Source organism: Pseudarthrobacter sp. DSP2-3-2b1 (assembly GCF_049895945.1).
Taxonomy (GTDB): Bacteria; Actinomycetota; Actinomycetes; order Actinomycetales; family Micrococcaceae; genus Arthrobacter.
Window position 1 is genome coordinate 1 of the sequence record NZ_JAFCTI010000023.1, and the last position, 23746, is coordinate 23746.

Consider the following 23746-nt stretch of genomic DNA (forward strand, 5'->3'; position numbering starts at 1 on the left):
TCAGATGCCTACTCGCCGCCGGCGGCCACCGGCACTACCGGATCAAACAAACCAACCATGCGTAAATGCGAAGGGCCGAATTAATTGACCGAACAACGGAAAATATTCCTTCCTGGTCAGCTTTCTTGGCCTGAAACTTCTTGAGCGGCCCCACAAGTTCGGTAGGATCAGAGAAATCAATGAGAAGTGGCACGACTCGCGATTGCACACCATTCACAGCCTTGGCGATTGCTCCGGCTTCATAATTTAGCCAAGGCTCGGCCTGATTTTCCGGTGTCGTGCATATGATGCCGAACAAAGCGTTGTTAAGTCCATCGTCGATCGTGGCGCTCCAGTCTTCACCCGCAGCGATGTCCTCTTGGCTCATGAACGTCTGTATCTGGTTCAGCGGTCCATCGAGCCACTCATGAAGTGCGGCGGCCACAAGCTGACTTTTAGGACCCGACCAGCTAATGAAAACTCGCATTTCTTACCAATCCTTTCCGATTGCCAGCTCGACGCTGGCATAAACATCCAAAGAATGCGGAGCTTAGAATTATTCCGTCCATCACCTTTGATTCGGTCGGATTACCGACCAACTTAGCTGATTCCTAGCGGGATTGATGGGTATTACGATCGATTTCTAAGCCCTCAAATCAACTGCGTCGCGCCAACGATGGCCGCGGCTGGTGGCGGCACGCATCACCACCGTTGCTTTTCGACGATGGGCAATGTTACGGCTGGCAGATGGTCGACCTACCCACTCCAATGAGGCGACGCGCAATTTGGTCCGTTTGCTCGATACTGAGTTCGGGGACTTCTCCGAAGTTGGTACCGCCGCCGGGAAGTGTCCCGGCAACATGGAAGTGGAGGTGCGCGATGGCCTGGTGTGCGGCAGTTCCGTTGTTCTGCCAGACCGCTATTCCAGGTCGTTCGTAAGCATCGTCAATCGCGGTAGCAGCCGCGGCGACCGTGTCGATGAGAGCATGGCGTTCCTCGATGGTTGCTTCGAGAAGCGTCGGGTAATGGCGGGTTGGGATGACGAGGAGGTGGCCAACGCCTCGTTGGTCCCTTGTGACGAGTACCGCGATGAGGTTCGTTCGGCAGACTATGGTAAACGGCCTCTTGCCGCTGAGGTAGTCACAAAATGCACAAGGATCGTCGTCGGGCAGTTCGAGGCTACTGTCAGTCATGAGGTCACCAGCGACGTCAGGAATGCTTGGAACTCAGGGAGATTAATCTTGTGCTGTTCGTCCGGATGGATGACGATGCGAAGTTCCTTGGAGAACCGAGACCGTTTGGTGCGCAGCAGGAATGAGAAGGCGATCAAGCGAACGGCGATCTCCGGGGTAAGTTCAGGGATGCGGGACTGTCCCTGCCCAATGAGAGGGACACATATCGGGGCACCGTTGCCATGGGCGTCTGCTTGGTCCCAACTCCCGTCAAGGCTGTCGAGGACCCCACGGATAGTTCCAGTAGCCCTATTCTGCCTATCCATTGTTGTGTAAGCGGCGCAGTAGTAGCGAATGGGCCCAGGCGGTGAGAGCGTGGCAACAGTACCGACGGGGTAGACAGTTTGCTTTCCTGCCTTGGTGATCGTCCCGACGGCGGCCACAGATGTCAGGGCATGATCCAAGTCGTGGTCAAGCCTATGCTGGGATCCACCGTACACCGACCGCAGGAAGCTGCCCTGAACACTGTTCGGTTCAATCACGTCAGGCACAGATGTGTCGAAGGTGGTGGTCATCCCGACCACGACGCTCTCGCCCTGATCGAAAAGATCACCCACCACCAGGCGGATGGTGACATTCTCTCGGTACGTTTGGCGGGGTTCGCGATGTCGCATGCCTAGGCATGCCCAGCCCGCGGCTACTACGCCCACAAAAAGAACCAGCCACCACTTCCCATCCCACCACGAGGGTGACAACGGCGCCATAATCCCTATTGGGATTGCGCTAATGCCGAGTGCAGCAAGAAATCGCTGGCCCAGCAACTTCATCTGACGCGGCGAGAGCTTTGCCACAGCCAGCCCGTCTACAGTCCCAAGCCGGTGTAAACGCTGGCGCTGTATATGCGCTCACCGGTCATGGCACTGCTGGCGAATCCCGGGGCGTAATTGTCGAGGGCGTACTTGATAATCGTCGGTTGAAATGAAACAGAGATCGTGTGGTGGTTTGCATCACTGAGCGGCTTGGGATAGTTAGCGCCGTTACCCTTGCGTGATTTATCCAGATGCGCGACCACGATGGGCAGATTGAACTCCAATGCAATCTGCAGTTCGTATGCCAGGAACGACGCGCCGTCGCCGCCCTTTTTCTTGGCGCTTGGGCTGCCAAGCAGGACAATCTGTTTCGCGTTCTTCATCCGCTCGCGCAGATTCCCCTTAATTGTTTCGGGCCGGCTACTGTCACGAGCCTCGTAGAGGTCGTGTGCGTCGTAGAAGTTGAAGTCGATGTTCTTGTTCTCTCGCCACGCCTCCATGAGCCGGTACGACAGGATGTCTTCACTCGCGAACGCCACGTAAGTCTTATTCCGGTAGCTCACTTCAATCTCCCCCACAGATTTTCGCCGAGCTCGATATTGAGAACGGCCGAATGAGACAACCTTAGCTGGAGTCACCGACAAACATCGGAAGGCCGTAGCGGTCCTTCGCTTGTGCCCTCGAAGCCTTTGGCTTCCTGAAGGGCCCGTTGGCGAGAGTAGCCTGAGCCGTGGCTAGGAGAACTTAAACCTCCGCCACCGGAGCCGCGAACTGCGCCTCGTAAAGCCGCGCATAAGCCCCGCCAGCCGCCAGCAACGAAGCATGCGTCCCCTGCTCCACGATCTGGCCGGCCTCCATCACCAGGATGAGGTCGGCGTCGCGGATCGTGGACAGGCGGTGGGCAATGACAAACGAAGTCCGGTCGGACCGCAAAGCCCGCATCGCCTTCTGCACCAGCACCTCGGTCCGGGTGTCCACTGAAGACGTAGCCTCATCCAGGATCAGCACCGACGGCCGGGCCAGGAACGCCCTCGCAATCGTCAGCAGCTGCTTCTCACCAGCCGAAACATTAGAACCCTCATCCTCCAGCACGGTGTCGTACCCCTCGGGCAGGGACCGCACGAACCGGTCCACGTAAGTCGCCGTCGCCGCCTCCATGATCTCCGCTTCGGTAGCAGTGGGCCGGCCGTACGCAATGTTGTCCCGGATGGTCCCGCCGAACAGCCACGTGTCCTGCAGCACCATGCCCAGCCGCGAGCGCAGCTCACGCCGCGGCACCGAGGTGATGTCCACGCCGTCGAGCGTTATCCGCCCGGCGTCGATCTCGTAGAACCGCATCATCAGGTTCACCAGCGTGGTCTTGCCCGCACCGGTGGGCCCCACAATCGCCACGGTCTGCCCCGGCTCCGCCACCAGGGACAAAGAAGAAATCAGCGGCTTGTCCGGCGAGTACGAGAAGGAAACGGACTCGAACACCAGCCGCCCCCGCCCCGCACCATCCGGCGAAGGACCACCGGAAGGCAAGGGATCCGGCGACTGCTCCTCCTCATCAAGCAACGAGAACACCCGCTCGGCCGATGCCACCCCGGACTGAAGCAGGTTGGCCATGGACCCCAGCTGCGCCAGCGGCATGGTGAACTGCCGCGAGTACTGGATGAACGCCTGCACATCGCCCAGCTGCATGGCCCCGGATGCCACCTGCAGGCCGCCCACCACCGCGATCCCCACGTACACCAGGTTCCCGATGAACGTCATGGCCGGCATGATCAGCCCGGAAATGAACTGCGCACCGAAACTCGCGTCGTACAGTTCCACGTTCTTCTGCCGGAACCGCTCCTCCACCTCACGCTGCCGGCCGAACACCTTCACCAGCGCATGCCCGGTGTACGTCTCCTCGATCTGCCCGTTCAGCTCCCCCGTGTGCGTCCACTGCGCCACAAACAGCTTCTGCGAGCGCTTGGCGATCAGCGCCGTGACCCCCAGCGTCAGCGGCACGGTCACCAGCGCGATCAGCGCCAGCGTGGGCGAAAGGATCACCATCATCACCAGCACACCCACCACGGTCAGCACCGACGTGACCGCCTGGCTGATGGACTGCTGCAGGCTCTGGGAAACGTTATCGACGTCGTTGGTCACCCGGCTCAGCAGCTCGCCGCGCTGGATCGAATCGAAATACCGCAGCGGCAGCCGGTGGATTTTCGCCTCGATCTCCTCCCGCAGCCCGAACACCGTCCGCTGCACCACCCCATTCAGCACATACGCCTGCACCCACATAAACGCCGACGCCAGCACATACAGCACCAGCGCCCACAGCAGCACGCTGGACAGCGCCACGAAGTCGATCCCCGCCCCCGGCGTCAGCGCCATGGGCGTGAGCATGTCCGCCTTCTGGTTCTCCCCCGCGGCCCGCAGCTGCGCGATCAGCTCCGCCTTGCCCACGCCGGCGGGCAGCTCCCGCGAGACCACCCCGGCGAAGATCAGGTTGGTGCCCTCCCCCAGCAGCCGCGGCCCAATCACGGAAAGCGTCACGCTCGCGACGCCCATCACCAGCACCAGCAGCAGCCACGCCCGCTCCGGCCGCAGCGTGCCCAGCAGCCGCTTCGCCGACGGCCCGAAATTCATCGCCTTCTCCGCCGGAATGTTCATCCCGCCGAACGGTCCGCCGCCCCTCCCGGGCCCTACCGGCGGGCGGGGAATGCGTACGACGTCGGCAGTGCCGGTTTTCGAGGCCGGCGCGGTTGCGCCCGGCGCGGCAGGGTTGGGGGAACCAGCGCCCGACGTCGGCCGGTGCGGCGAGCTCATACCGTCTCCTCCGCTGACAGCTGGGAGGAGACGATCTCGCGGTACGTCTCCGAGGTCTCCAGCAGCTCGTGGTGCGTTCCGTGGCCCACGATCCTGCCGTCGTCGAGCACTAAAATCTGGTCCGCGTCCACGATGCTGGACACGCGCTGGGCGATGATCACCAGCGTGGCGCCGGCGGTGCTGCGCTTGAGGGCGCGGCGCAGGCGGGCGTCCGTGCCGGTGTCCAGCGAGGAGAACGAATCGTCGAAGATGTAGAGCTCGGGCCGTTTCACCAAAGCACGGGCGATGGCCAGCCGTTGCCGCTGGCCGCCGGAAACGTTGGTGCCGCCCTGGGAGATGGGTGCGTCCAGCCCGCCCTCCATCTCCTCCACGAAGTCGCGTGCCTGGGCGATCTCCAGCGCTGACCAGAGCTCGTCCTCGGTGGCGTCCGGTTTGCCGTACTGCAGGTTGCTGCGGACGGTGCCGGTGAACAGGTAGGGCCGCTGCGGGACCAGGCCGATGTGCCCCCAGAGCAGGTCCGGGTGCAGCTCGCGCACGTCCACGCCGTCGATCCGGACCGAGCCGGAGGTGGCGTCGAACAGCCGCGGCATGAGGTTCACCAGGGTGGTCTTGCCGGAGCCGGTGCTGCCGATGATCGCCGTCGTCTGCCCCGCCCTGGCGGTGAAGCTGATCCCGGAGAGGACCGGCTGATCGGCACCCGGGTAGGCGAATCCGGCGTCGAGCATTTCCAGTTCCCCGCGCCGCACGGCACTGCTGAGGGGGTTCTTCGGTGGGCGGACGCTGGATTCGGTGCCCAGCACCTCGCCGATCCGGTCCGCCGAGACCGCGGCGCGCGGGATCATCACGGCCATGAAAGTGGCCATCATGACGGACATCAGGATCTGCATCAGATAGCTCAGGAATGCGATCAGGGTGCCCACCTGCATGGAACTGTCCTCGATCCGGAACGAGCCGAACCAGATCACGGCCACGCTGGAGACGTTCAGCACCAGCATCACCACGGGGAAGGCGAGCGCCATCAGCCGGCCGGCACGCAGCGCGGTGTCCGTGACGTCGTCGTTCGCCTGGGCGAAGCGGGCGGTCTCGATGTCCTCGCGGACGAAGGCGCGCACCACGCGGATGCCGGTGAGCTGCTCGCGGAGCACCCGGTTCACGGTGTCGATCCGCTTCTGCATCTTCCGGAACAGCGGCACCATCCGGACAATGATGAGCCCCACGGCGATCAGCAGCACGGGCACGGCGACGGCGATCAGCCAGGACAGCTGGACGTCCTGCCGGATGGCCATGATCACCCCGCCGATGGCCAGCATGGGCGCGGCCACCATCATGGTGGCACCCATCAGGACGAGCTGCTGGACCTGCTGGACATCGTTCGTGGAGCGGGTGATCAGGCTGGGCGCGCCGAACCTGGTCACTTCCTGTTCAGAGAACTGCCCCACCCGGGCGAAGATGGCGCCCCTCAGGTCCCTTCCCGTGCCCATCGCAGCCTTGGCGCCGAAGTACACCGCGATCACGGCGCAGATGATCTGCAACAGCGTGATCGCCAGCATCAGGCCACCCAGGCTGAGGATGACCCCGGTGTCCCCCTTCGCCACGCCCTCGTCGATGATGTCCGCGTTCAGGGTGGGCAGGTACAGGGACGCGATGGACTGCGCCAGCTGGAAAACCACGACGGCGATCAGCAGCTGCCGGTGCGGCCGCAGGTATTCAACAAGCAGTTTCCAGAGCATGGCGGCTCCTGGTCCAGGGCTCACGGAACGTGGTGCGAAGGTCAGTTTACGTCCGGAGGCTGGGGTGAAGCCGTGCCTGCTGGAGAAATTTGGCCAGTTCTCCCACGGCGTATTTACCCCGGCACGGCAGCACGTTTGGCTTCGGCTCTTATAGCGCCCTCACCAGTGGTGGCGGTACCTTTGGAGCTACTTTTCCTTCCGAGCAGCCGAGGTACCGGAGGTACCGCTGATGCAGGGCTTGTCCACGTCACTGGTTCTGATCGCCCTGCTGGCCGTCGCGGCTCCCCTTGCCACGCGCTTCCTTGACCGGGTGGTGAAAGTACCCATCGTGGTGTTCGAGATTGTCCTCGGCATCATGCTGGGCCCCAGCTTGTTGGGCTGGATCCAACCCACCCAGTTCGTGGATACGCTGGCCCAGTTCGGGCTGGCCATGCTCTTCTTCGTGGCCGGCAACGAAATTGATTTTGCCGTGATCCGCGGCCGGCCCCTCAACCGCGCCTCCGCAGGCTGGGTGATCTCATTGGCGGCAGGTATCGGCTCTGGCTTCATTCTCGGCCCGACGCCGGCCGCGGCCGTGATCATCGGCGTCGCGCTGTGTTCCACAGCCCTGGGCGCGCTGCTGCCGATCCTTCGCGATGCAGGGGAATCGAGAACACCGCTGGGCATCGCGGTCACAGCACTGGGTGCGGCGGGAGAGTTCGGCCCCCTGGTTGCGATCTCCCTGTTCTTCAGCGGCCGGGAGCTAGGACCAGCCACGGCAGTGCTTCTGGGGTTTGTCCTCCTGACCGGCCTGGCGATCTTCGTTGCCTCCCGGGCACGGCACACGCTGCTCCATTCCCAGGTCACGCGGACCCTGCACACCAGCGGCCAGTTCGCCGTCCGGTCCATCATGTTCATCCTCACCGTGCTCGTGGTGCTCAGCATGGTGGTGGGACTGGACATGCTGCTGGGCGCCTTCGCCGCCGGAGTGCTTTGGAAGGCAACCATTGCACGTGCGCCCGAGCAGGACCGGGAGGTCATCGAGACGAAAATCGACGCCGTCGCGTTCGGTTTCCTGGTGCCGATCTTCTTTATCGACACCGGCGTTGACTTCGACTTGCGCGCGCTTACCGCCAGCCCGGCCACCCTTGCACTGGTCCCACTGTTCCTGGTCCTCCTGCTGATCATCCGCGGCCTGCCATCGCTGCTCGCAGCCCCACGGAAGTCCAGCTGGGCCGACAAACGGGCCATCATCCTCTTTGGTGCGACGGGCTTGCCCATCATCGTGGCGGTGACAGCCATCGGCCGGAATGAAGGCATTATTTCCAGCGGAACCTCATCCTCACTCATTGGAGCAGGGATGCTCTCGGTACTCCTGTTCCCGCTGCTCGCACTTCGCCAGCACCAAGGCCGCGAGGCTGGACGCCACGGCCCGAAGAAACTGCGCAGGAAGTCCAAACGCGTCGACGTTCCCGGTGAGGTGCCGACGTGAAGCTCACGTAACTGCAGGGGCCTCGGAACCGACAGTGGGTGTGGGCCTGACGGCGTTGGCAGCCCTGTCTGCGATGACTTGGGCGTCACTTCCGGAATCAAGGATGGTGTTCCGGGCTGATGCGGAATCCACCAACACTGCCGTGACGGTCAGGCTGTCCGAAGCCTCGGTGGTCAGCAGGGCGTCCACCTGGGCCGCGAAGCAGGAGTCACTTGACTTGGCGTGGACGTCCATGGCCACAACGTGGTTGTTGGAGACAAAGTTTCCAACCCCTGACCTCACCCTGATGATGACGGGCGTCGCACCTGCAGGCCGGATGCTCTGTGAGTCGATGACCTCGGAAAAGTGGTTGCCGATGACGGAGTTGTTGCTGCCGCTGACACAAAGAAGTCCCTGGAGGTCGTCCAGCCCGTTGTCCACCCCCAGGAAGGGCGTCCAGGGCTCATGGTCACGGAGGAAGTGGTTCGTGGCCACGAGGTTTTCGGAACTGTTGCCCTCGAGAACAACCATCCCCGGATAAAACGAATGAAGACGATTGTTGGTGACGCTTGACCGTGTGACACCGTCGAAATGGATGCTGCTCGCCCCTCGGGGGAAGACGTTGTTCGCGGTGATCAGGAGCCCCCCGTGTTTTTGGGCGTAGATCGAATGGCCCTTGGGTCCTGCTCCGATCAGGTTGTCGGTGATCTTTGAGGCCTGGCCCCACCCGCGCAGCTCGATGCAGCTTCCGCATTCAGCAATGAAGTTGTCGTGGATGGACAGCGCGTCCGCGTTGTGGATGGTGAGCGCGTTCTCAAGGTAGACGAACCCCATGCCATTGACCCGGAATGAATCATTGGCGCTCGCAACATAGATACCGGTCTTGCCGTTGACGTAGGTGTTCTCCGGGGGCAGCCCCGAGCCATCCGAAGTGAAATGCAACCCGTCGATGCAGAAGTTGGAGAACTCCACCGAGCTGATTCGCGGGCTCCCGCTTCGCTCAACGTAGAAGGCGGCTCCCATGGATTCCTCCCCGTCTCCGCTCGGGGGAAGGTCGACGAGGATGCGGCTGCCTCCGGGCCACAGCTCGTGCAGGTCCGGCCATTCGGCTTCGGGAACGTTGAACCGGATGCTCGACGATGTGAAGCCGTGTCCCGATCCCTCGATCCGAAGGAAGCTGATGTCGATCCGCACCTGCGTCCGGAGGCGGTAGTCCCCGGGCGGAAGGTAGATCACCGCTCCCGGCTTTCCACCACTGTCCACAGCGGTGGCGGACTGCCGTTCCTTGATGTCAGCGATGATGCTGTTGATGACCTCGCCGACGTCCTTGGACGGATTGCCGACGGGCCAGGCGGTCACGTCATAGTAGTTGTTGCTTGGCATAGGTTCTTTCCCCTTGGGTTGCGGTCAGGCGAGCGTTGAGACCGAAAGCTTCAGAATTGTCGCCGAGTCTCCCTCAGCCGAGAGCCGGTTCTGCGCATGTCCCTCAGCGGGAAAAACAAGGTCGGTCAGGACAACCATGCCGCCTTGCGCAAAGACCTCCACCGAGCAACGGTCGACGACCATCTGCAGCTTAAGCACCCCGTCGTCAAGGACCAGCGGGGCTGATTCCACAGACGGAAACTTTTCGTGAAAGCCCGTGTTTCCCGACCTCCTGCGGTCCAGGACCAGTTTGGCGGTGGCGGCGTTGTAGCTCAATACGGTCCCCGCGCTTCCTTCATCATTTCCGAGGAGATTGAAGGTTACCCGCCCGGCACGTCCGGGCAGTATCTCAGCACTGATGACCTGGGCACGGCCGGGTACAGCGTCCGGCAAACGGAGGGCTGAATTCTTGAACTCAAAGGAGTCGGCGTTCAGCTGGTCCTTTGCAGTGGGGTCCCCTTCGCCAGCGCAGAAATCGGCCAGGACCGGCTGCTGGACCAGACGTGCGGAGCCGTTGACTGCGGTAAGGCGCACTTCGCGGGCGAGGGTCATCGAGGACCGCCACGGGGCGGTGGGCAACTCGTTCGCGTAGTCCCAGTTGTTCATCCAGCCAATGATGATGCGCCGGTCATCCGGGGCGTTACTGAAGGACACGGAGGCGTAGCAGTCGCGTCCCCAGTCCAGCCACAAGCATTCCTGTAAGGCAGTGGCCGCCGCGCTGCCGGGCAGGGAAGCCACCCCTTCGGGTGCCGCGATCGAGTCGGGGTCCGGCGCGAAGCGGACGCCGTCGAAATTCCCCACGAAGTACTGGCCGCCGGAACCTCCTGCCACCGCGCCCGGGTTGACGTTCACGATCAGTACCCACCTGACGTCGTCCGGGTCCCCGTCCACCGCAAGAGGAAAGAGATCGGGGCACTCCCACTCGCCGGCGTCGGCATTGGCCGGGCCGAAATCGCTCAGGAAGTCCCAGGATTTGAGGTCTTCCGAACGGTAGAAGACCACCTTCTGGTGCTGCGCTTCGACGGCCACCATGACCCAGCACGCATCCTGGTCCCCTTCCCCTTCATAGCGGAAGACTTTGGGGTCGCGGAAGTTTGCGGAGTTCCTGGTGAGGACGGGGTTTCCTCCGTATTTACGCCACGTCATTCCTGCGTCAGTGCTGTAGGCCAGGGACTGGGCCTGCGAGCCGCTGTGTTCGGACACGGCCTTATAGGCACTGGTGTAAATGGCTACCAGGGCAGGCGCATCCGCTGTGCCGAACCCGGACGTGTTGCCGTGGTCCACCACCACGCTCCCTGAGAAAATATCCTCCGTCTCGTCGCCGGCAATGGCAACAGGGTGTTCGGTCCAGTGCAGCAGATCACGGGACGTGGCGTGGCCCCAGGACATGTTTCCCCAGACACTGCCGTGCGGGTTGTTCTGGAAGAAGAGGTGGTACAGGCCATCGTGGAAAACCAGGCCATTGGGATCGTTCAGCCAGGTATCCCTTGCCGTGAAGTGGATGGCCGGCCGGAAACGCGCGGTTTCCGCCGGGGCCGTTTCCGGCCGTGCGGCATCAAGGCAGCTGGACATGTTGGGCTTTCCTTTGGGAAGTGGCGAGATCTGGCTGCCTATTGCCTCGGAGCCGCGATGGAATCACGGCGCACCAGGGGACAGCTCAGAATGGTCGGGTGAAGTGCCATGAGGGAGAGATCGGTCTTCCCCTCGACGGCGTCAATCAGGTTCTCGGTGGCCCAAGCACCCATTTCGTAGTGGGGCAGAGCCACGGTGGTAAGGCCCGGGTAGAGGTTGGCGGCGATCAGTTCCTGGTCATCGAATCCGACCACCGAAAGGTCGGCCGGGATCGTAAGTCCCAGCTCCGCCGCCGCGCGGTAGGCTCCCATCGCCATCCGGTCGTTGTAGCAGAACAAGCCGGTGGGCCGGTCCTCGCGGGCCAGCATCCGCCGGGCCGCCTCATACCCACCCTGCACCTCGGAGACCTCAGATTCCACAGGTGCCGCGTCGCCGTCGAGCCCTGCTTCGTCCAGTGTTGCCCGGAAGGCCCTGAGCCGCTGGGTGGTTGCGGGGACATCATCGGTGTTGTTGATGAAGCCCACCCTCGTGTGGCCCGCCTCCAGGAGCGCACCCACGGCGGCGCGTGCGCCACCTTCCTCGTCCGGGATCACGGCTGTGATGTTTCCGCCGGTGGCCACCGAGTCCACCAGGACGGATGGAAGGCTGCCGAGGTTGGCCGGCAGCTCCACATGGCGGTGGTACATGGTGGCGTAGAGGATGCCGTCCACCCGGCGTTCCAGAAGGGCCTCGACGTCGGCCTGCCGCGATTCGAGGCTGGCTGAGCCGGAGGTGTTGATGATCATGAGGTTGTAGCCCCGGGCTTTGGCGGCCTCTTCAGCACCGAGGATAATACGGCCCGCGTGGGGCGTTGTGGCGATATCCTCGCTGACCAGGCCCAGCATGCCCGTCCGTTGGGTGCGAAGGGCCTGGGCAAGGCGGTTTGGGCCGTAGCCCAGTTCCTCCGCCGCGGACCGGACCTTGTCCCTGGTTTCGGGACTGATCCGGGCGTAGGAAACCTTGTTCAGCACGTGGGAGACAGTTGTCACGGACACGCCGGCAGCGACGGCCACGTCCTTGATGCCGATGTTCTTGTTGCTCATCTGTCTCCACGTCCTTATGGTTCGAAATGCCCCTGGGGGTTACCAGTAGGCTACTCGTTGCTGGTGCCTAGCCCTTGACTGCGCCGAGCGTCATGCCTGCCACGATCTTGCGCTGCAAGAGCAGGGTAAGAAGGATGACCGGGATGGAGTACACGGCGGCGAGCGCCGTCATGGATCCCCAGTCCAGGCCGAACTGGGTCTGGAAGTTCGCGATCACCACAGGCGTTGTCTGGGAACGGATAGCTGTCATCAGGAGAGCGAAGAGGAACTCGTTCCAGGAAGCCAGGAAGGCGAAGATCGCGGTGACGGCAATTCCGCCGGACACCACCGGGATCACCACCCGCCAGAGTGCTCCGAGCCGGCTGCAGCCATCCACCGTGGCAGCTTCCTCCAGGTCCTTCGGCACCGCTTCAAAGAAGCTCGCCATCAGCCAGATCGAAAGCGGCAACGAGATGGTGGTGTGGGCAAGGGACAGCGCGATGGGAGTATCTGAAAGGCCGACCGCCGCCATCATCGAAGCCAGCGGAATACCGATCGCCACCGGCGGCACCATGCGGGTCACCAGTGCGGCCATGATAAAGACCCTGCCGCTGAGGGTCTGGTACCGGGTAATGCCGTAGGCCGCCGGTACCGCCAGCACGAGCGAAAGAACTGTGCTGATGATGGCCGTCTGGATGCTGTTGAGGAAGGAGGCGAGGACCCCGTTGCGGCCCAGCGCATTGGTGTAGTTCTCCAGCGTCCATTCCCTCGGGAGGATGGTGGGCGGCACCGCGATGGTATCGATTGGGGTCTTGAAGGACGTGAAAAGCAGGTACAGGAACGGAAAACCGTAGAGCACCATCGCTGCGGCGAGGAGGATCCACAACAGGGTCCTGGTGCTCCGTCGGCCGGCCTCGAGGCCTTCGCGGTTGACCCCGCGGCGCTTCCTCGCACGTGTCACAGTGCGCAGGGCAGGTTCCACGGGCACTCCAGCCGGCGCACCGGCGTCGTGCGCTGTTCGTTCAGCGACGCGCATCAGTTGTCCTTTCCTGGCCGCCAGATGGTGGACACCGCAATGAACGCGACGGCGAGCATGGCCAGCAGGTAGAGGGTGCCCATGGCACTCGCCAGCCCCGGATCGCCGAAGCGGATCATGGTCCGGTAGATCAGCAGGCTCATGGTTTCCGAGGCAGACTGCGGTCCGCCGTTTGTTTGGATGAGGATCGTGTCGAACGCCCGGGCCGCGTCGATTCCGCGGACCACCAGGGCGACGGCGATGACCGGTCGCAACAGGGGCAGGATAATGCGGAACAGCATGGCAGGAGCGCGTGCGCCGTCGAGCCGTGCAGCCTCGATCAGGTCGCCGGGAATGTTCTGCAGCCCGGCAAACAGGACCAGGCACATGAACGATGTGGTCAGCCAGATGTCAGGAATGGCAACAGAAAACAAGACAATGTCCGGGTCTGAGAGCCACCCGATCTGGTTGGGGTTGGACAGGATCCCCGCCTGGTACAGGAGGGTTCCAATGAGGCCGAAGTTATCAATCATCAGGAACTTCCAGAGCAGCCCTGCCACGATCGGAGCGATCATCAGCGGGTACATGAACACGGTCCGCCAGATTTGCGAGCTTCGCCCGAGGGTGGTGAAGAGCAGCGCCATCCCCAGTCCCAAAGCGAATTCGAGGGTCACCACGATCAAGGTGTAGGCGAGGGTCCGCCAGCCAGCACCGGTAAAGGCTTCGGAGGCGAACGCCCGAAAGTAGTTATCCAGCCCCACGAAGTCGCGGGGGCCGCCGGCGATCGGCGAGATCTTGAAGAAGCTGTCCGCCACAAGGCGGAACAGCGGGAAGGCGACAAAGACTGCCAGGAACAGCGCCGCTGGGGCCATCAGGAACAATGCGAAGCGGCGATCGGAGATACGCACGGTTTTCTCTTCCGCTGGTTGGGGACCGTGGCCGGCACCGGTCAGTCAGGTGCCGGCCACGGAGGTTTTACTTGAGGAGGTCCTCGATCTGCTTCCTGGCATCAGCCAGGAGAGTAGCGGAGTCACCGCCGGCCACGGCCTTCTGCAGCATGGGAACCAGGACCGTGTCCACGATCTGCTGCCACTTCTCTGTGGCCGGCCGGGTGGCTGTGGCTTTCCCGTTCAGGGTTTCGATCAGCGGACCGAAGCTTTCGTAGCCTTCCTTGTCCTGGTACTTCTCAAAGGCTGAGATGCGTGAGGCCAGGCCCAGGCTGGATTCGATGCCCATGCTGTTGTGGTCATAGGCGCACTGGATGAACTTCTTGGCTGCATCAGTGTTCTTGGTGGCCTTCGGGACTGTGAGGTACCAGGGGCCCGGGACGCCGCCAATGCCCGCCGACCCGGCGATCATGGGAGCCGCTCCCACCTTGCCGGCCACCGGCGAGTCCTTGGGGATCTGCCGGTAGGCGTGGGCCCAGAAGCGGGTCATGGCCGTTTTGCCCTGGTTGAAGAGGTTCTGTGCTGCCGCCCAGTCCACCTGCGCGGCGCCGGACGGAGCGGACTTGGCCAGGCCGACGTAGAAGTCCAGGGCTTCCTTGTGGGCCGAGTTGTCGATGACCACCTTATTGTTCTCGTCCAGGATCATCGGCCCGCCGGCCTGCAGTACATGGGCGAGCCACTCGGTTTCCACGCCGCCCTTGACGTCGGTGCCGTACATGCCGTCCCTGGTGAAGAACTCGGAGATGTCCTGGTACTGCTTCCACGTGGTGGGGGCAGCGAGTTCATAGCCGTACTTGCCCTGGAATTCGGCCTTGTTCCTGGCATCCTCGAAGAGGTCCTTGCGGTAGAGGATGATCTCGGCGTTGGTCCAGGCTGGCAGGCCGATAAAGTGCCCGTCCACATTGGCTTCCTTGACGAGGGAGGGGAAGATGTCCTTCTTGGCCTCATCAGTGAAGATCTCATCGATGGGCTGGACGGCGTCCTTGAAACTGGGCAGCCATACCGAGTCCAAGGCAGCGACGTCGAAGGAAACGTTTCCGGAGGAGAACTCGCTGGAGAGCCTGTTGAACATGCCGTCATACGGCAATTCGACGAAGTTCACGTCGATGCCGGCGTCCTTCTTGCATTGCTCGGCGACGCCGGTCAGTTCAGCGTGGCCGCCGGCCTCCACCAGTACGTTGACGGTGCTTGCGCCGGCGCTACCCGTAGACGACGGGCCCCCTGCGCCGCACGCGGTGGCTACCAGGGCTACTGCGGTGCAGATCCCGCCGATGGCGGCGAATCGGTTGATGGTTTTTCGAGTGGACATCGCTGTCGACTCACTTTCTCTCGAACGGAAATGGCGAGAATGACTTGGGGTGAAAAATCGTTTTGCTAAAACGACTTGGCACCAAGATAAGACCAAAGTTTGCGGGGTGTCAAGCATCACCCTTAGACCCCCTGGCAGGTCTTGATCGCCGGAGGCAGGGGCTCTAACGTAAAGCCTGACGTCCAGAAAAAAGGTTTTGGCAAGTTGTCAGATTCCGCAGCTTACCGAGCTCGAACAGAAGGGTTCCCGTTAAATCCCGTCCCGCACGGAGCAGAACAGTGCCGTGCGCCAGACAGACGTGAGGGGCCGACGGCGGGACTCCCGCCGTCGGCGCCTCGCGTTAAGCGCGTCCCTGGACGCTAATTTCCCGCCTGCCGCCCGGCGTGCAACTCCATCCGGGCAAAGAAGTCTGCGATGACCAGCCGCGAATCGACGTTTGTGTAGATTCTTCGGCCCGGTGACGTGCTCGTTTGCTCGAACGACGACGTCACGTCGCCAATGCCTGTAACGATGAGTGGAGCGCTGTCCCCCAGACACCACAACGGGCCGAATTTGATGGAGTCAGGCACCTTCAAACCGTTAAATACGTCCCATAGCCACCTGCCTGCAGGACCTGATTTTTCCAGCGCCTGGTCCAGTTCGGCGACAGAAACCACGAGCCTGCGGTACGTTTCGGCCGGGAACTGCCAGATGTCCAGGCGTTGATTGGCCAGGACAAATTCTGCGGCGGCAGGATCGGTGAAGTAGTTGTACTCGTCGGCATTATCGCCACGCGCCGAACCGCCCACCCACACGAGCGTGATCAGGGACGCGAGCTCCGGATCCAGAAGAAGCGCGTCAGCGACGTTCGTCAGGGGGCCGGCGCATACAAGGAACAGCGGAATGTCGCCGACGTCGCCGGCCGCGTCAATGATGGCACGGGCGGCGCCTGTCTCACGGGGCTCTCCGGTGAACTGAGAGTCAGGACCCGCGTGGACAGTTAACCTGTGCGGGTAGTCCAGGACGCGCAGCAGGTCCTCCGCCAGGCCCGCCCCTTTTTTGGCCATGCCCTCCGGCGGCCCAAACATCGGGTTGGTCAAGGAACTTGTGACGGCAAGAATGCGGTTTGCGGGTGAGAGAGCATGATGGGCCAGTCCCAGCAGCCCGTCCGGATCACCTGCCCAGTCATTGTCGATCATGACGCGGCAGTGCGGCTGAATAAGGATCATGTGAAAAGACTGGCCCAGTCATAACCCTTTCCAGCGGTGGATTTCATTAGCTGAAAAGGCTTGTCATCGAGATCGAAGCGCATGCCCTAAGTGACCCCTCCCCCAGCCCACCTGTCTATGTTCAAATGGGAGGGTTGAACCGGCCGCCCGAGTCCGTCCACGGCCTCGGCCATATGGAAGGAAGCACATGAGCGATAGCCAGGAACACCCTCCGGTCCCCACCCCGGGAAGCGCCCAGGGCCTGGACAGCAAGGTTGAGGGTGGGTGCCCGGTTGCCCACGACAGCGCGACGGCGCGCGGCAGCGAGAGTGAAAACCCTGCCATCGACTCGCCGGAACCCAAGGCGCACCGGCCGCGGACCGTTGCGGACTGGTGGCCGAACCAGCTCGATCTCAGCGTTCTCCACGCCCACCAGCCCGCGGGCAACCCGCTCGGATCCGCGTACAGTTACCGCGAAGAATTCCAGAAGCTCGACGTCGAGGCGCTCAAGCAGGACATCACCCAGGTCCTGACCACCTCCCAGGAATGGTGGCCCGCCGACTTCGGCCACTACGGCGGCCTGATGATCCGGCTGAGCTGGCATGCGGCCGGCACCTACCGCGTCTATGACGGCCGCGGCGGTGCAGGGGACGGCAGCCAGCGGTTCGCGCCGCTCAACAGCTGGCCGGACAACGCTAACCTGGACAAGGCCCGGCGGCTGCTGTGGCCGGTCAAGCAGAAGTACGGCCAGAAGGTTTCCTGGGCCGATCTGCTGGTCCTGGCGGGCAACGTTGCCCTCGAATCGATGGGCTTCAAGACCTTTGGCTTCGCATTCGGCCGCGAGGACGTGTGGGAGCCCGAGGAGATCTTCTGGGGCCCGGAGGACACCTGGCTCGGCGACGAACGCTACATCGGCGAAGGCCAGATGGCGGAAGAGGTGGGCTCCACGGAGATGGGCCTGATCTACGTCAACCCCGAGGGGCCGATGGGCAATCCGGATCCTAAACTGGCCGCAGCGTTCATCCGCGAAACCTTCAAGCGCATGGCCATGGATGACGAGGAAACTTTCGCGCTGATCGCCGGCGGCCACACCTTCGGCAAGACCCACGGCGCCGCTGTGGCCGGCGACTACGTTGGCCCCGAGCCGGAAGGCGCGAACCTGGAGGACCAGGGCCTGGGCTGGCTCAGTACTTACGGCAGCGGCAAGGGCAACGACACCATCACGTCCGGCCTCGAGGTCACCTGGACGGACAAGCCCACCCAGTGGAGCAACCGCTTCCTGGAGATTCTGTTTGAGTACGAATACGAGCTGGTCAAGAGCCCGGGGGGCGCGAACCAGTGGGTTGCCAAGGACGCTCCGGCAATCATCCCCGCCGCGCATGACCCGGCGAAAAAGCACCGCCCCACCATGCTGACAACAGACCTGTCGCTGCGGGTTGACCCGGTCTACGGCGAGATAGGGCGGCGCTTCCTGGCGAACCCGGACGAGTTTGCGCTCGCGTTCGCGAAGGCCTGGTACAAGCTGCTGCACCGCGATATGGGCCCGGTCGGCCCGCACATGCTGGGGCCCTGGGTACCTGCCCCGCAGCTCTGGCAGGATCCTGTCCCGGAGGTGGACCACGAGCTGGTCAACGAGCAGGACGTCGCGGGGTTGAAGGCTCAGCTTCTGGACTCGGGCCTGTCCGTTTCACAGCTAGCCAGCACGGCCTGGACCTCGGCGGCCACGTTCCGCAAGACGGACAAACGCGGCGGCGCCAACGGCGCGCGGATCAGGCTGGAACCCCAGCGCGGCTGGGAGTCCAGTGAGCCAGAGCAGCTGGGGTCTGCACTGCAGGCGATTGAGGCAGTGCAGCAGCAGTTCAACTCCGCCCAGGCCGGGGGCAAGAAGGTCTCGCTCGCGGACCTGATCGTCCTCGGGGGCTGCGCGGCGGTGGAGAAGGCCGCCAAGGACGCCGGCTTCGCCGTCACCGTGCCGTTCCGGCCGGGCCGCACCGATGCCGCTCAGGACCAGACCGACGTCGAGTCCTTCCAGTACCTGCAGCCGAGGGCGGACGGGTTCCGCAACTACGTGCGCCCCGGGGGAAAGCTCCAGCCGGAGACTCTCCTGCTGGACAAGGCGTACCTGCTGGACCTCACCGCGCCGGAGATGACTGTACTGGTGGGCGGCATGCGAGCCCTGGGCACCAACCTCGGCGGCTCCGCCCACGGCGTCCTCACCGACAGGCCCCAGGTCCTGACGAATGACTTCTTCGTCAACCTGCTCTCCCCCGGCACGAAGTGGAAGGCATCGGAGGAGGAGAACGTCTACGAAATCACTGACGTCGCCACCGGTGAACGGAAATGGACCGCAACATCGGTAGACCTGGTCTTCGGATCAAACTCCCAGCTCCGGGCTCTGGCCGAGGTCTACGCCAGCGACGACGCCAAGGAGAAGTTCGTCAACGACTTCGTCGCCGCTTGGGTGAAGGTCATGGAGCTCGACCGGTTCGATCTGAACTGAGCCCGGCTTACTGACCTGAGTTCGGTTTAACAACAGGCATCCGGCCCGGCTGCACCTGCGGCCGGGCCGGACCTGCGTGTTGAGGGGTTCCTTGAGCTGGAAGGGAATGAACTTTTTAGACGATGTCCGGCGCACTGGCAATGATGTAGTCGGCAGCTGCCGGTCCCTTCATGGCCAGGTGATTGTTTGAGGGCGTGATGCTGTGTTCCTTCAGCGCGGCCCAAAGGTCCTCGGGGGCCTGCGGCTCCTCATTGTTCAGGAGGCACCAGCTGGTGTAGACGCCGTAAAGCTCGTCCCGGCCCAGTCCTGCCTCATTCTCCTCATCCTCACGGAGGGACTGCGCGAGAAAGACCTCAAAATGGGGATTGGTCATGACAGCTCACTTCCTCAACACAACCGAAGGAGACGTCCCGGCGGCACGCCTGCAAGTGTGGAATCTACACGGATTCCGGGCCCGCTGCACTTCGTGTGTCAGAAGTGTGCCACACACTGGTGTCAGCTGGGTCGCGTGGCACGGTGCCGATGCTCAATGTGTACGATCGTACACTTTTAATGTACGATCGTACCTAAGAAACTTTTTGCGTAGGAGCGCCATGGAGCACCAATACCTGGTCGGCGACGGCCGCAGCATGCGTCAACGGATGCTGGACGGAGACGACTACATCGCCGACGACCCCGATCTGGCAGTGGCGAATCGCCGCGCCATCGAGCTATCGGCCCGTTTTGAACAGACCTGGCCAACGGATCCGGACGCCGGCCGCGCCATCCTGGTGGAACTTCTTGGGTCACTGGGCGACGATACCGAGATCCGCCCGCCGCTCCGCGTGGACTACGGCAGCTACATCTCCATCGGCGCCAGGACGTTCATCAACTACAACCTGACAGCGCTCGACGTCGGCCCCATCACCATTGGTGATGACGTCCAGATCGGACCGAACGTCCAGCTCCTCACGCCCACCCATCCCGTGGCGCCCGAACCGCGGCGCGCGAAAGTGGAAGGCGCAAAGCCCATCACCATTGCGGATAACGTCTGGATCGGCGGCGGTGCGATCATTCTGCCCGGCGTCACGGTGGGCGAAAACTCCGTGGTGGGGGCAGGCACAGTGGTCACGCGCGACGTCCCGGCGAACGTGGTTGTTGCGGGAAATCCCGCCCGCGTGCTCCGCACCCTCACCGCAGCCGATCCGATCGACCCGGCATGACGCCGTCGGCCGATTCAGTTTCCGGCACTCCACCTAAGCAACGCCAGCGGCGCCACGAACCGGACCGAAGGGAGCGGCTCATCAATGTTGCCCTCGCAGTCATCGCCGAGCGCGGCGTTGCCGGGACGTCCCACCGGCGCGTGGCCGCGGCAGCGGAGGTTCCCCTGGGCTCGATGACCTACCACTTCGCCGGTATGGACGAGCTGCTCACTGCGGCTTTCACCCGGCTGGCTGAGGAAGCCGCGGATGCCTTCGACCAGGCAATGCTGCAGGCCCGGACCCCTGAGGAAGCCGTGGAGGCAATCGTGGGGCTGATCACCGGCACCGTACTCAACCGCCCCGATGCGCTGGTGGCGACGTACGAGCTGTACTCGCTCGCCGCACGCCGGCCGGAAATACGCACCATCACCAACGCCTGGATGGCGCGAAGCCGAGCGGCCCTGGAACGCCATTTCGAACCGGAAACCACCGTCATGATCGACGCCATGATTGAAGGCCTGACCATGCACCGGGCGCTCTCCCTCGACCCCATGCCCGTCAGTACTGTCCGTGAAGCTGTCCGAAGGATTACCACCACATGACCGCCCTCACCCCCACGGTTGCCGCAGAATACACCCCCAAGCGGCTCGGTCACGCCCGCGCCGCCGTCGCCGTCCTGTTCCTCACCAACGGCGCCCTCTTCGCCAACCTGCTCCCCCATTACCCCGCGATCAAAGCCGAACTAGGGCTCAGCAACGCGGCGCTGGGCATCGCCATCGCGGCCTTTCCGCTGGGTGCCATCACCGCAGGACTGGCCTCGGGCACCCTGATCCGGCGTTTCCGCTCCGCCCGTGTAGCCACTGCAGGCACCATCCTCATCGGCCTCGCGATCCTGCTCGCGGGCCTGGCACCGTCCTGGCTGGCCCTCACTGTGGCCCTGTTCATCGCCGGCTCCATGGACGCCATCGTGGACGTTGCACAGAACTCGCACGGCCTGCGCGTCCAAAAGCTCTACAGCCGGTCCATCCTCAACTCGTTCCATGCAGTGTGGAGCATTGGAGCTGTGCTGGGAGGCCTGATGGGAGCCGCGGCCGCCGGCCTGGAAGTGCCGCGGGGCGTGCACCTGGCGGGATCCCTCGCAATCTTCAGCATCCTGGCATTGGTGTTCTACCGGTTCCTCCTGCCCGGGGCCGAGCCTGAAGAGCTTGAAGAAAAACCCGCGGATTCAACTAGCCCGGCCGGTGGAAACGCGGCCGGAAGTGCCCGGCGCTGGGTGATGATCGGGGTGCTTGCGGCCCTGGTCCTGATTGCTGCGGCCGGTGCCCTCGTGGAGGATGCCGGAAGTTCGTGGGCCGCGGTGTATCTCGCCGGACCGCTCGGCGCTCCCGTCACCATCGCGGGCCTTGGATACGTGGCCTTGGTGGGGCTGCAGTTTGTGGGCCGGCTCTTCGGCGACCGGCTCGTGGACCGCTTCGGCCAGCGCACCGTTGCACAGGCGGGCGGTATCCTCGCGGCGGCAGGCATGGGCCTTGCGCTGCTCTTCCCCTCCGTTCCGCTCACCATCATCGGCTTCGGCCTTGCCGGCCTCGGCGTGGCAACGCTCGTACCGGCCGCAATGCACTCAGCCGATGAACTGCCCGGCCTGAAAACCGGTACCGGCCTCACCGTGGTCAGCTGGCTCATGCGCTTAGGATTCCTCCTGTCTCCGCCGATCGTGGGCGCAATCGCGGACAGCACCAGCCTCCGCACGGGCCTTATGGTGGTGCCCCTGGCCGGGCTCCTGGTCCTGCTGGCCTCACCAGTGCTGCCGGGCAGGGCAACGGCCGGGAGCCGCTAGCGCACTGCTGGAAGACGGACGACGGCGGTCCGCACCTGGGTGGGCGGGCTCAGCCCATGAGCCAGGCCGCTCCCAGAAGCAGAGGTACTGCGAGGACACTCGTGATTACCGCAGTGGACTGGGCTATCTTTTGGGCCACGCCGTACCGGACTGCGTAGAGGACCACGTTCTGCCCGGTAGGGAGTATTGCGCAGGCCACGACGACGAACGTGCTGAACGAGTCAAGGTGGAAGACAACCACTGCCAAGGCCCAGGCAAGAAGCGGATGGACTCCGGATTTGAGGATGACGGCCAGCAGTGTAGGAGCGCGGTCGCCGGTACCTTGTCTGGGCGAGAGCCCGTGGAGGGACATGCCGAAAATGATCAGCATGAGTGGAACAGTTACTTCTGAGATCAATATCAACGGGTCCAGCGCAAGGGCAGGAATTTCAAGGCCGGATGCGCTGACGATGATCCCGAGAATTGCCGCCACGGTGACGGGGTTGCGGAACGGGGTGGAGAGTATCTGCCCCACGGATGCTCTTTTCCCGTCAGGGTCCGTGAGATCCAGGATCGTCAGGGCGACCGGTGTCAGGATGGCCAACTGGAAGAGCATGATGGGGGTGACGAAGGTGGCGCTGCCGAGAATGTACAGGGACAGCGGGACGCCCAGGTTCGTGGAATTGACGATCCCGGTAGCCAGGGCCCCGATGGTGGTCCGGCGGACTCCCCAACGGCCGATTGCTCCGGCAACTGCGAAAATCAGCATGACCGCCACGGCCGTCACCACAGAGATCAGGCCTGTCTGGCTGAGGACCTCCGAGATATGGCGTGAGGCGATCATGGAAAACATCAGGCTGGGCAGTCCCACCAGAAAGGTCAGCGTGGACAGCACCTTTGTCCCGTGCGGCCCTAACGCATTGGTCCTGCCCAGGACGTAGCCCACCAGCAGTACCGCGCCGACGACGAAGAAGCCTTTTAGCACTCCGTCCAAGCGTTGCCCCTCAAGTCAGTTCGTTGCAGCCGCTGTTTACGCTACGGGATTGATGCACCGGGACTGACATTGTGATGAGCGGAGGGTCGAAACGCTGCTGAGAAGCAGCTAGCCGGCCGGCACCGGGCTGGCCTGCACAATGATGTTTTTGCCCCACAGGTCCTCGGTAAAGCACGTGATGAGGATGAGCCGGCCTGGCACCATGTCCCAGATTGCGCTGTCCCTCAAGGTGTCCTTGTACTCCGTGGTGATCCGGTCAATGCTGTAACCGAGCGGGCCTTCAGCTGTGGTGACAGTCAGGCGGTCACCGGCCTTGGCCAGCGAACTGAGGTTGTTGAAAGGTGACTCCCGCCCTTCCCAGCTGTGCCCGACGATGTACGTGGTGTTTGTTGACCCTGCGCCGGGAACGCCATAGGACGTGAGCCAGTAGGCGTCGGCAGTGTGCGGAGGAACCAGGGCCGCGATGCTCCGTTCCTCCTCCGTCGGCGTAAGCGGCAGTACCGCTTGGTCCATCCCCGCGCCCGCGTACGTGATGTGCATTGGCGGCGAGCCGAGGGCAGGCGCGGGTGCCGGCGTGGGCTGAACCGCAGCAACGGCGGGGGCGGGAGCGGGCGGACTTGCCGCCAGCGAGGGTGGAGGCGCCGCCGTCGGGACTGTTGCCTGTGACGATCCCCAGCCGATGAGCACAACGGACAGGGCCAAGGCACCCACCAGGGACCGGATGCCGGCCACCCTGCTCCGCTTGAAGGCAGGGGCGGGCGCGCGGAGGTGCCTGCCCGTCACCGCTCCCCGCCGCAAGC

General features: G+C 63.4%; 21 protein-coding genes. 5 read left to right on the plus strand and 16 right to left on the minus strand.

Annotated elements, in window-relative coordinates; genetic code table 11:
• Nucleotides 1–34: 34 nt before the first annotated feature.
• The 6 genes from ACP7AX_RS18755 to ACP7AX_RS18780 form a co-directional block, all read right to left on the minus strand.
• Nucleotides 35–466: a toll/interleukin-1 receptor domain-containing protein gene (locus ACP7AX_RS18755; protein WP_426228654.1), complete on the minus strand. Its 432-nt coding sequence runs from the start codon at nt 464–466 to the stop codon at nt 35–37.
• Between the two features lie 247 nt (nt 467–713).
• On the minus strand, nt 714–1172 hold the full coding sequence (locus tag ACP7AX_RS18760; RefSeq protein ID WP_426228656.1) for an HIT family protein: 459 nt from the start codon (nt 1170–1172) through the stop codon (nt 714–716).
• Entirely contained in the window at nt 1169–2002 is an 834-nt protein-coding gene (locus ACP7AX_RS18765) for a macro domain-containing protein (protein ID WP_426228658.1), read from the minus strand. The genes ACP7AX_RS18760 and ACP7AX_RS18765 overlap by 4 nt, the downstream gene beginning before the upstream one ends.
• Before the next feature lie 11 nt (nt 2003–2013).
• Nucleotides 2014–2523, minus strand: coding sequence for a TIR domain-containing protein (locus ACP7AX_RS18770; RefSeq protein ID WP_426228660.1), 510 nt, complete (start codon nt 2521–2523; stop codon nt 2014–2016).
• A gap of 181 nt (nt 2524–2704) precedes the next feature.
• Nucleotides 2705–4762 carry an ABC transporter ATP-binding protein gene (locus tag ACP7AX_RS18775; RefSeq protein ID WP_426228662.1) on the minus strand — a complete coding sequence of 686 codons (2058 nt, stop codon included), beginning with the start codon at nt 4760–4762 and terminating at the stop codon, nt 2705–2707.
• Nucleotides 4759–6492, minus strand: coding sequence for an ABC transporter ATP-binding protein (locus tag ACP7AX_RS18780; protein WP_426228664.1), 1734 nt, complete (start codon nt 6490–6492; stop codon nt 4759–4761). The genes ACP7AX_RS18775 and ACP7AX_RS18780 overlap by 4 nt, the downstream gene beginning before the upstream one ends.
• Nucleotides 6493–6721: 229 nt before the next feature.
• On the opposite strand from ACP7AX_RS18780, the gene ACP7AX_RS18785 reads away from it, so the two are divergent.
• Entirely contained in the window at nt 6722–7963 is a 1242-nt protein-coding gene (locus tag ACP7AX_RS18785) for a cation:proton antiporter (RefSeq protein ID WP_426228666.1), read from the plus strand.
• A 3-nt stretch (nt 7964–7966) separates the two neighbouring features.
• Here the strand turns inward: ACP7AX_RS18785 and ACP7AX_RS18790 are convergent, their stop codons facing one another.
• From ACP7AX_RS18790 to ACP7AX_RS18820, 7 genes are all read right to left on the minus strand, one after another.
• A complete protein-coding gene (locus ACP7AX_RS18790) occupies nt 7967–9325 on the minus strand; it encodes a right-handed parallel beta-helix repeat-containing protein (RefSeq protein WP_131683089.1) in 1359 nt (452 codons plus the stop codon).
• 24 nt (nt 9326–9349) lie between these two features.
• Entirely contained in the window at nt 9350–10936 is a 1587-nt protein-coding gene (locus ACP7AX_RS18795) for a glycoside hydrolase family 32 protein (RefSeq protein ID WP_426228668.1), read from the minus strand.
• A 38-nt stretch (nt 10937–10974) separates the two neighbouring features.
• The gene (locus ACP7AX_RS18800) at nt 10975–12018 is read right to left on the minus strand and encodes a LacI family DNA-binding transcriptional regulator (RefSeq protein ID WP_426228670.1); all 1044 of its coding nucleotides are present in this window, start codon (nt 12016–12018) and stop codon (nt 10975–10977) included.
• Nucleotides 12019–12085: 67 nt separating this feature from the next.
• On the minus strand, nt 12086–13033 hold the full coding sequence (locus ACP7AX_RS18805) for an ABC transporter permease subunit (protein WP_131683092.1): 948 nt from the start codon (nt 13031–13033) through the stop codon (nt 12086–12088).
• Nucleotides 13033–13920, minus strand: a complete 888-nt coding sequence (locus ACP7AX_RS18810) for a carbohydrate ABC transporter permease (protein WP_426228672.1) — start codon at nt 13918–13920, stop codon at nt 13033–13035. The genes ACP7AX_RS18805 and ACP7AX_RS18810 overlap by 1 nt, the downstream gene beginning before the upstream one ends.
• Nucleotides 13921–13987: 67 nt before the next feature.
• Entirely contained in the window at nt 13988–15268 is a 1281-nt protein-coding gene (locus tag ACP7AX_RS18815) for an ABC transporter substrate-binding protein (protein ID WP_426228674.1), read from the minus strand.
• Between the two features lie 359 nt (nt 15269–15627).
• Nucleotides 15628–16476, minus strand: coding sequence for a nucleoside hydrolase (locus tag ACP7AX_RS18820; RefSeq protein ID WP_131683095.1), 849 nt, complete (start codon nt 16474–16476; stop codon nt 15628–15630).
• Between the two features lie 187 nt (nt 16477–16663).
• Between ACP7AX_RS18820 and katG the strand changes: the two genes are divergently transcribed.
• Nucleotides 16664–18955: a catalase/peroxidase HPI gene (katG, locus tag ACP7AX_RS18825; RefSeq protein WP_426228677.1), complete on the plus strand. Its 2292-nt coding sequence runs from the start codon at nt 16664–16666 to the stop codon at nt 18953–18955.
• A 115-nt stretch (nt 18956–19070) separates the two neighbouring features.
• Here the strand turns inward: katG and ACP7AX_RS18830 are convergent, their stop codons facing one another.
• Nucleotides 19071–19328 carry a hypothetical protein gene (locus ACP7AX_RS18830; RefSeq protein WP_131683097.1) on the minus strand — a complete coding sequence of 86 codons (258 nt, stop codon included), beginning with the start codon at nt 19326–19328 and terminating at the stop codon, nt 19071–19073.
• Between the two features lie 220 nt (nt 19329–19548).
• Between ACP7AX_RS18830 and ACP7AX_RS18835 the strand changes: the two genes are divergently transcribed.
• From ACP7AX_RS18835 to ACP7AX_RS18845, 3 genes are read left to right on the plus strand one after another with little or no spacing between them, the layout of a single operon-like run.
• On the plus strand, nt 19549–20157 hold the full coding sequence (locus ACP7AX_RS18835; protein WP_426228679.1) for a sugar O-acetyltransferase: 609 nt from the start codon (nt 19549–19551) through the stop codon (nt 20155–20157).
• Nucleotides 20154–20738 carry a TetR/AcrR family transcriptional regulator gene (locus ACP7AX_RS18840; RefSeq protein WP_426228681.1) on the plus strand — a complete coding sequence of 195 codons (585 nt, stop codon included), beginning with the start codon at nt 20154–20156 and terminating at the stop codon, nt 20736–20738. The genes ACP7AX_RS18835 and ACP7AX_RS18840 overlap by 4 nt, the downstream gene beginning before the upstream one ends.
• Complete coding sequence (locus tag ACP7AX_RS18845; RefSeq protein WP_426228683.1) at nt 20735–21973, plus strand: MFS transporter; 1239 nt, start codon at nt 20735–20737, stop codon at nt 21971–21973. The genes ACP7AX_RS18840 and ACP7AX_RS18845 overlap by 4 nt, the downstream gene beginning before the upstream one ends.
• Before the next feature lie 49 nt (nt 21974–22022).
• Here ACP7AX_RS18845 and ACP7AX_RS18850 read toward each other — a convergent pair whose 3' ends face one another.
• The gene (locus tag ACP7AX_RS18850) at nt 22023–22937 is read right to left on the minus strand and encodes an AEC family transporter (RefSeq protein WP_426228694.1); all 915 of its coding nucleotides are present in this window, start codon (nt 22935–22937) and stop codon (nt 22023–22025) included.
• 117 nt (nt 22938–23054) lie between these two features.
• Entirely contained in the window at nt 23055–23744 is a 690-nt protein-coding gene (locus ACP7AX_RS18855) for a class F sortase (protein ID WP_426228685.1), read from the minus strand.
• Nucleotides 23745–23746 lie beyond the last annotated feature (2 nt).

Excerpts from the sequence above, each read along its gene's own strand:
- ACP7AX_RS18755 (WP_426228654.1), bottom strand. The coding sequence starts at position 466 with ATGCGAGTTTTCATTAGCTGGTCGGGTCCTAAAAGTCAGCTTGTGGCC.
- ACP7AX_RS18760 (WP_426228656.1), bottom strand. The coding sequence starts at position 1,172 with ATGACTGACAGTAGCCTCGAACTGCCCGACGACGATCCTTGTGCATTT.
- ACP7AX_RS18775 (WP_426228662.1), bottom strand. The coding sequence starts at position 4,762 with ATGAGCTCGCCGCACCGGCCGACGTCGGGCGCTGGTTCCCCCAACCCT.
- ACP7AX_RS18780 (WP_426228664.1), bottom strand. The coding sequence starts at position 6,492 with ATGCTCTGGAAACTGCTTGTTGAATACCTGCGGCCGCACCGGCAGCTG.
- ACP7AX_RS18785 (WP_426228666.1), top strand. The coding sequence starts at position 6,722 with ATGCAGGGCTTGTCCACGTCACTGGTTCTGATCGCCCTGCTGGCCGTC.
- ACP7AX_RS18790 (WP_131683089.1), bottom strand. The coding sequence starts at position 9,325 with ATGCCAAGCAACAACTACTATGACGTGACCGCCTGGCCCGTCGGCAAT.
- ACP7AX_RS18795 (WP_426228668.1), bottom strand. The coding sequence starts at position 10,936 with ATGTCCAGCTGCCTTGATGCCGCACGGCCGGAAACGGCCCCGGCGGAA.
- ACP7AX_RS18800 (WP_426228670.1), bottom strand. The coding sequence starts at position 12,018 with ATGAGCAACAAGAACATCGGCATCAAGGACGTGGCCGTCGCTGCCGGC.
- ACP7AX_RS18805 (WP_131683092.1), bottom strand. The coding sequence starts at position 13,033 with ATGCGCGTCGCTGAACGAACAGCGCACGACGCCGGTGCGCCGGCTGGA.
- ACP7AX_RS18815 (WP_426228674.1), bottom strand. The coding sequence starts at position 15,268 with ATGTCCACTCGAAAAACCATCAACCGATTCGCCGCCATCGGCGGGATC.
- ACP7AX_RS18820 (WP_131683095.1), bottom strand. The coding sequence starts at position 16,476 with ATGATCCTTATTCAGCCGCACTGCCGCGTCATGATCGACAATGACTGG.
- katG (WP_426228677.1), top strand. The coding sequence starts at position 16,664 with ATGAGCGATAGCCAGGAACACCCTCCGGTCCCCACCCCGGGAAGCGCC.
- ACP7AX_RS18830 (WP_131683097.1), bottom strand. The coding sequence starts at position 19,328 with ATGACCAATCCCCATTTTGAGGTCTTTCTCGCGCAGTCCCTCCGTGAG.
- ACP7AX_RS18835 (WP_426228679.1), top strand. The coding sequence starts at position 19,549 with ATGGAGCACCAATACCTGGTCGGCGACGGCCGCAGCATGCGTCAACGG.
- ACP7AX_RS18840 (WP_426228681.1), top strand. The coding sequence starts at position 20,154 with ATGACGCCGTCGGCCGATTCAGTTTCCGGCACTCCACCTAAGCAACGC.
- ACP7AX_RS18845 (WP_426228683.1), top strand. The coding sequence starts at position 20,735 with ATGACCGCCCTCACCCCCACGGTTGCCGCAGAATACACCCCCAAGCGG.